Below are 6,141 nucleotides of genomic sequence, written 5' to 3'. Positions count from 1 at the left end.
TTCCACCACCACCTCCGCCGCGCCCTCACCCTCGACGGACTCCTCGGCAGCACCCGCGACCTCACCCGCCAGGCCGGCACCCACATCCGCACCCACCACCACGCCCCCCGCCTCATCAACCTCTGAGACTGCGACGTAGAGCCCATCTCGGTCTCGGCCTCCGACGCCAGGCGGCGGTCTGCCTCCCGCGCCGCTGTTCGCGGCGGTGCGGCGTTGCGGTGCCGGTGCCGCGGAACCGCCGGTGCGTCGGTGGCCGGGGCCAGGGGAGTGGCCGGTGGCCTCGGCCCGCCGGGTCCGGTGACGGGACCGGCCCGGTCCCGGGGCAGGGACCGGGCCGGAGCGCCGGCGAGCCGTCAGATCAGCTCTTCTGCGCCTTGGCGGTGAGCCGCGCGACAATGGACGCGAAGTCGTCGGTCTGGAACGACTGCTCCTCGGCGTTCGTGGCGTAGTCGAGAGTGGCGAGCACCGCACGTTCCAGATGAATGTTGAGCAGCCGCTTGGTGCTTTCCACGGCCTGCCGCGGAAGTTCGGCGACGCGCTTGGCGCAGGCGATCGCCTCGGAAAGCGGGTCGGCGGCGACATGGTTGGCCAGGCCCATCTCCACGGCGCGCTCCGCGGAGATCCGCGCACTGGTGAGCGCGTACTCCTTGGCCCAGTGCAGGCTGGTGTGCAGCGGCCAGGTGAGCGGGCCGCCGTCAGCAGCCACCAGACCGACCTGGATGTGCGGGTCGGAGAGGAATGCCTTCTCGCCGATGTACACGATGTCGCTGAGGGCGACCAGACTGCACCCGAGCCCGACAGCGGGGCCGTTCACCGCCGCGACCACCGGCACCCGGCAACGCACCATGTTGAGGACGATCTCCCGGCCGTGCGCGATCGACTGCGCCCGCAGCTCCGGGTCGTTGAGCAGCACGTTCAGGTACTCGAAGTCGCCGCCCGCGGAGAACGCCCTGCCGTTGCCGGTCAGCACCACGGCGCGCACCTCGCGGTCGTCGTTGAGCCGCGGCCAGAGCTTCGCCAGCCCGTTGTGCAGATCATGGTTGACGGCGTTCAGGTCGTCGGGTCGGTTCAGCGCGATGATCCGCAGCGGACCTTCGGCGCGGACCTCGATCTCCTCCGGCATGTCGTACACGTCATACGTCCAATCCGATGATCCGGGTAGCGATGTCGTCGGCGGGCCGGCCCCGGTGCATGGCCCCCGGCGATCCGGGACCGCATCTTCTCGTCCTCAACCTCTGCAAACTACATTCTCGCGCAGGGTGAATCAAGTTCTGGTGACAGACAATACCTCGCGACGGTCAATGCGATACTTGACCCGGCGGTTCATGTGTGCATCCGTGCGCCGTGTCCTCGGTCCATTCCTTGCGTGAACTGCCCGGACGAAAGCTGCGCCCGCGGAATGCGTATTCCTGTCACCCCGCGCCAGGCTGATCGGTTTCGGGCACCTGCGCGGGGCTGGGGCGACCCGACGGGGTCCGCGAGGCGGCTGCGAGGCGGCTGCGAGGCGGGCGGCCCGTCGCGGTGCTCGACCGGGCCGGGCGGCAGGCCTGGCCCGAGAAGGGGAGCGATCGGGCGGGAGGTGGGGCGGACCGCCGAAGGCCCCGGAGTCACTCCGGCGCGCCTCGGGCCTCGCCAGTGGACCCCGGTGGAGACACTGGTCCGGGCACCTGCCCCAGCCCGGACTCCACCGGTGCGTCAACAGAGCGCTACGCCGGGAGAAACGTCTAGGGCGAGCCTGTAATGCGGTCACGCGGTAGCATGCACGGAGATCCGGTGAGTCAGAATGGGTGCGCGGAGCGGGGTGACGGTGTGGAGTCCGGCGGATCGCCTGGAACTTCTACGGCCTTCCGTCGTTTTTCCTCCAGACTATTGCGTGAGCGGGCCCTGCTTGCGTACAGCACCGTCACGGGGCTTGCCTCCTTCGGAGTCGGCTCCCTCGTGAACTCACTCTCCGGAGAGATTTTCCCGAGCGCTCTCAGCGTTTCGCTCGCGGTTCTGGCCGCGGCGGTGTGCATGGTGGTGGCCGCCGCGTTCGCGGAGACGGCCCTGCACCGTCTCGGGCGCCAGCGGGGGCTGTGATCCGGCGTTCATCGCCGCCGTGGCCCCGTCTTGCCGATCCGCCTCGCGAGGAGACGCCCCGCCTGGGCCAGTACGTAGACGCCGATCACGCAGGCGACCGCCTTCCACCACTGGTGCGGATCGACGGCGAGCCGGGCGATGCCGTACACGGCGGCGATGACCGAGGCTAACGGGACGCTGAGCAGGAGGACCACCCGCAGCGTGCGACCCCAGTCGGCGATGATGTCACTGATCAGACCGATGATCTGTTCGAAATGTCCGGTCGGGCGCTCAGGCCTGGGCTCCGGGCCGGCAGCTCCACCCAGCTCATCGGTGGACATGACGCACCTGACCCGCCGGGCTTGACGGAAAGCAAAAAGCGGGTGCTGGGAGGACGGTGAGGGTCTCCGGCGAGTGGACCCGCCTACCGTCCATCAAACCTCTATCCCGTCATGCGGACAATGCGAACGAAGCCGACGACGCCGGACGGCTCCCGGCGCTCACCGATCCCCCCCGGACATCTCGCTGATCATCTGATCGATTGCCCCGATGAACTCCGCGCCGCCGACCGCGATGTCCTGCAGCTCGATGAACGTCTCCTTGTACGGCGCCGTGAACTCCGGGTCATCACGCTGGAAAACATCCCCGCGCGCGTTCTCCAGGTACAGGACGTCGTCGTCATCCGCGTCCTGGAACTCGAGAACGGTGAACGGGCCGCGCATGCACTGGTGGGCGCCGATCCGAAACGGCAGGTACCTGATGTCGGCGGCGCCGGACTCGGCAAGCGAGCGCAGGTGCGCGAGCTGCCGCCGCATCACGCCCGCGCCGCCGACCCAGCGCCGCAGGGCGGCCTCGTCGAGCACGAACGTCATCTCGGGCTTGGGGTCCCGCTCGAACAGCGCTTGGCGCTCCTCGCGGACCTCCCAGCGCTGGTCCACCCCGGAGGGCTCCGTCTGGTAGGTCTGCAGAAGGATCGCGCGCGCGTACTCCTCGATCTGGAGCAGGCCGGGAACCAGGAGCGGCTCCGCCTGCCGGATCGCCGCCGCCGAGGACTCGTAGTCGAGGTAGAGAAGGAACTCTCGGCTCAGGACCGAGCGGTAGCTGCTCCAGCCCGGCTTGCGGCTGGACCGCGCCATCTCGACCAGTTGCTCGGTCCGCTCCTGGTCGGCGACCCCGTAGAGCGCGAGGAGTGCCCGCAGATCCACCGGGGTGATGCCGACGGCGCCGCTCTCGATGCGGATCACCTTCGACGGAGACCAGTCCAGTGACTGGGCCGCGTCGCGCTGGGTGAGGCCGGCGGACTGTCGGGCGCGGCGGAGCTCCGTGCGCAGGCGTCTGCGCTGGATCGCTGGTTCCACTGCGCCCGCCATATGGCCGTTCCTCCATCCGATTCAGTTCCATGGTCGTACGCCACTGTGCCACATGGCAAGATGCGGGGCACCGCAATGCGCGCCACGAGACGCCTGCCGTCGCGATGCGATCGGTCGAAACGGGCCGCTACGGACGGCACCGGGCAGCGCGCGCCTGCCAAGTTGTCGGGCCGCGGACAGCGAGCCCGCCGTCTGCCCTTCTCGGTCAGCCCGGTGCGTTGCGGACGATGCGGGATGCTTCTGACCGTCGGCCATGAGGCGGGCTCGGCCATGAGGCGGGCTCACGGTGTCGAGCGACCGGTGGCCTGTATGGCCCGCCGCGGGGCCGTACAGGCGGGCCGCTCGGGATGTCACTCGAGGTCGAACTCGCCTCCCCGGACTCCCTCCAGGAACGCCACCCACTCCTGGGCGGTGAAGCGCAGGACGGCGCCGTCCCGGTTCTTCGAGTCCCGGACCAGTACGAACGCCGAGCGGCGCGCCACCTCCACGCAATTTTCCTTGCCGCTTGCCGAGCTCTTGTACCAGGCTGGCTCCGGCGCATCGTCCACTGTCATCTCGACCTCCTGCCGCAAGCATGTCTCGACGTCTCCCAGGCCCGGCGCGCGGATAACACGCAGGTACGGGGAACACAGGGAGGAATTCGCCGACGGGCAGGTCAAGAGTACCCATCGCCCCGTTTGCGGGCCACCGGAAAGGAAGGAAATTAATCTCCTCGTTGAGTCATTAAATGATGTGTGTCGCCATGTTCTCTGGCTTTCAGGCGTCGCCGGAATGCATTCCAGCGAACGGTTCCCTGGCCGTCTGCGCGGTGCTCCGGGCCATGTCGCAGGTCGTACGGTGCGGTGCGGCTGGTCGTGGCATGCGGCCTGATCGGCAGACCGTGCCTGGCCGGCCGGCCTACCGGCAGCTGGGAGGGCAAGCGGGCCGGGCGGATGGCGCCGGAACGGCGCAGGAGGCGCCGAGGGGCCGGTGGGCGTGCCAGGTTTCGGCCCGCACACCGCCGTTGGTCGCGATGCCAGGGCCCGCGCGGTGCCACGATCGGAGCATGACCGGTGCGGACCGGGCGCCCGCCGCGCGTGTGCGCACCGAAGCTGATTTCTTCCTCTCCCACGCCACGAGCGACGGCGCGTGGGCCGAGTGGATCGCGTGGACCCTGGAGGGGGACGGATACCAGGTCCTGATCCAGGCGTGGGACAGCGTCGCCGGTACCCATCAACCGCAACTCGTGCAGGATTTCATGCGCCGGGCCGACCGGGTGATCGCGCTGCTTTCGCCGGACTATCTCGCCTCTCCCACGAGCAGCTGGGAATGGTCGGCCGCGGCGTACGAGGACCCAGCGGGCATAGTCCGCCGGCTCGTTCCCGTCCGCATCGCGAGCTGCTCCGCGACGGGCCTGCTGAGGACGATCACGGCCGTCGACCTGGTCGGTCTGGGCGAGCGGGAGGCCGGGGATCGCCTGCTGGCGGCGCTGGCGGCCCTGCGGGTGGGGCGTGCCAAACCGGCGGAGGCGCCGAGTTTCCCGTCGGCTGTTCGATACCCGGCCCCGACCCCCGCGGCGTTCCCCGTGGGCGCGGCGCTCCCGGCGAGCCCACGGGGAACGCCGCGGGGGTCGGGCGGGCCGGGTATGCCTGGCGGAGGTGGGCGTGCTGTCGCACGGGAACATGCTCAGCAGAGCCTCCCGCTCGGTCTGGGTGGCCGCGCTGGCCTTTGTGTCGGGCGGCGAGATCCTCGCGACCGGCGCCGACGACGGGTCCACACGCCTGTGGGACGTCGCTGATCTGTCCCGGACCAGGGACATCCTGCGGCTGAACGACCACCGGGGATGGGTGCGGGCGGTGGCGTGCGCGCCTCGCGACAGCCTGCTGATGACCGCGGGCGAGGACGGCGTCGTGGTTGCCCGCGACATCCGACACGCCACGGTCCCGGGCGATGCCGAGGTGATGGACGAGCACGGGGAGCCCGTGTGGGCGATGGCGTTTGATCCCCGCACGGGCCTGCTCGCGACGGCTGACGACAGCGGCCGGGTGTGCCTGCGTCCCGTCGCGCGGTACCGGCGGGACGTCCGGCCGGCACCGGGCTCGGTCGCGCCGGCCAGGCCCGCCGCGGCTGCCCGGTCCGTTGACGCCGGTGAGTCCACACGGCTGCTGATCGGGGACCGGCCGGCAGGCGCGCTGGCCTTCTCCCCATGCCATCCCGTGCTCGCCTGCGGATCAGCGGACGGGACGGTGAGTCTCTGGCCCTCCGACGGGTCGGCCACCCGCCCGGCGCATCTGCTGACCGACCACGACGACGGTGTATGGGCTGTGGCCTACTCTCCGGACGGATCGAGGCTGGCTACCGGCAGTGACGACGGGACGGTACGGCTGTGGGATGTGGAGAACCCGGCCGGACCAGTCTGCGTGGCCCGAGCGGACCACGGGGGCCGGCGAGTTCGGACTGTCGCGTTCTCCCCCGACGGAACGCTGCTCGTCGCCGGCGGCGACGGTGACGTCGTGCGGGTATGGGATCTTCGCCGTGGGGACGTGCCGTCTCTCGCCGTCGCGCACCATGGCGTCGGAGGGCGCGTGCTCGCGGCGGCGTTCGCGCCCCGGCCACCGGCTGTCCAGCTGCGGGCTGGCGAAGGGGCAGGCCATCCATACCTGCTCGCCCTCGGCTGCGCCGACGGCCGCGTTCGGCTCTACCGGATCGTCCTGGAGGACACCTGACCCTGACG

General features: G+C 70.3%; 6 protein-coding genes and 1 pseudogene. 3 read left to right on the top strand and 4 right to left on the bottom strand.

The window, feature by feature from the left end:
- A pseudogene (locus AB1460_RS08420) lies at nucleotides 1-126 on the top strand (acyl-CoA dehydrogenase); the annotation flags it as partial.
- Nucleotides 127-358: 232 nt separating this feature from the next.
- On the opposite strand, the gene AB1460_RS08415 reads toward AB1460_RS08420, so the two are convergent.
- From AB1460_RS08415 to AB1460_RS08400, 4 genes are all read right to left on the bottom strand, one after another.
- Nucleotides 359-1,132, bottom strand: coding sequence for an enoyl-CoA hydratase/isomerase family protein (locus tag AB1460_RS08415; protein WP_368960087.1), 774 nt, complete (start codon nucleotides 1,130-1,132; stop codon nucleotides 359-361).
- Between the two features lie 955 nt (nucleotides 1,133-2,087).
- Complete coding sequence (locus tag AB1460_RS08410) at nucleotides 2,088-2,399, bottom strand: hypothetical protein (RefSeq protein ID WP_368960085.1); 312 nt, start codon at nucleotides 2,397-2,399, stop codon at nucleotides 2,088-2,090.
- A gap of 159 nt (nucleotides 2,400-2,558) precedes the next feature.
- Nucleotides 2,559-3,428, bottom strand: coding sequence for a helix-turn-helix domain-containing protein (locus AB1460_RS08405; protein WP_368960084.1), 870 nt, complete (start codon nucleotides 3,426-3,428; stop codon nucleotides 2,559-2,561).
- A 350-nt stretch (nucleotides 3,429-3,778) separates the two neighbouring features.
- Nucleotides 3,779-3,982 (bottom strand): DUF397 domain-containing protein, encoded by a 204-nt coding sequence (locus tag AB1460_RS08400; RefSeq protein WP_368960082.1) that lies wholly within the window; start codon nucleotides 3,980-3,982, stop codon nucleotides 3,779-3,781.
- Nucleotides 3,983-4,473: 491 nt separating this feature from the next.
- Here AB1460_RS08400 and AB1460_RS08395 point away from each other — a divergent pair, with 491 nt between their 5' ends.
- Entirely contained in the window at nucleotides 4,474-5,205 is a 732-nt protein-coding gene (locus tag AB1460_RS08395) for a toll/interleukin-1 receptor domain-containing protein (RefSeq protein ID WP_368960081.1), read from the top strand.
- Nucleotides 5,090-6,133 carry a WD40 repeat domain-containing protein gene (locus AB1460_RS08390; protein WP_368960102.1) on the top strand — a complete coding sequence of 348 codons (1,044 nt, stop codon included), beginning with the start codon at nucleotides 5,090-5,092 and terminating at the stop codon, nucleotides 6,131-6,133. Before AB1460_RS08395 ends, AB1460_RS08390 begins: the two co-directional genes overlap by 116 nt.
- Nucleotides 6,134-6,141 lie beyond the last annotated feature (8 nt).

Origin of the sequence: Parafrankia sp. FMc2 (assembly GCF_041008525.1) — a bacterium.
GTDB lineage: Bacteria > Actinomycetota > Actinomycetes > Frankiales > Frankiaceae > Parafrankia.
Note: the sequence above shows the minus strand (reverse complement) of the source record. Positions and strands in the feature narration are given on the sequence as shown.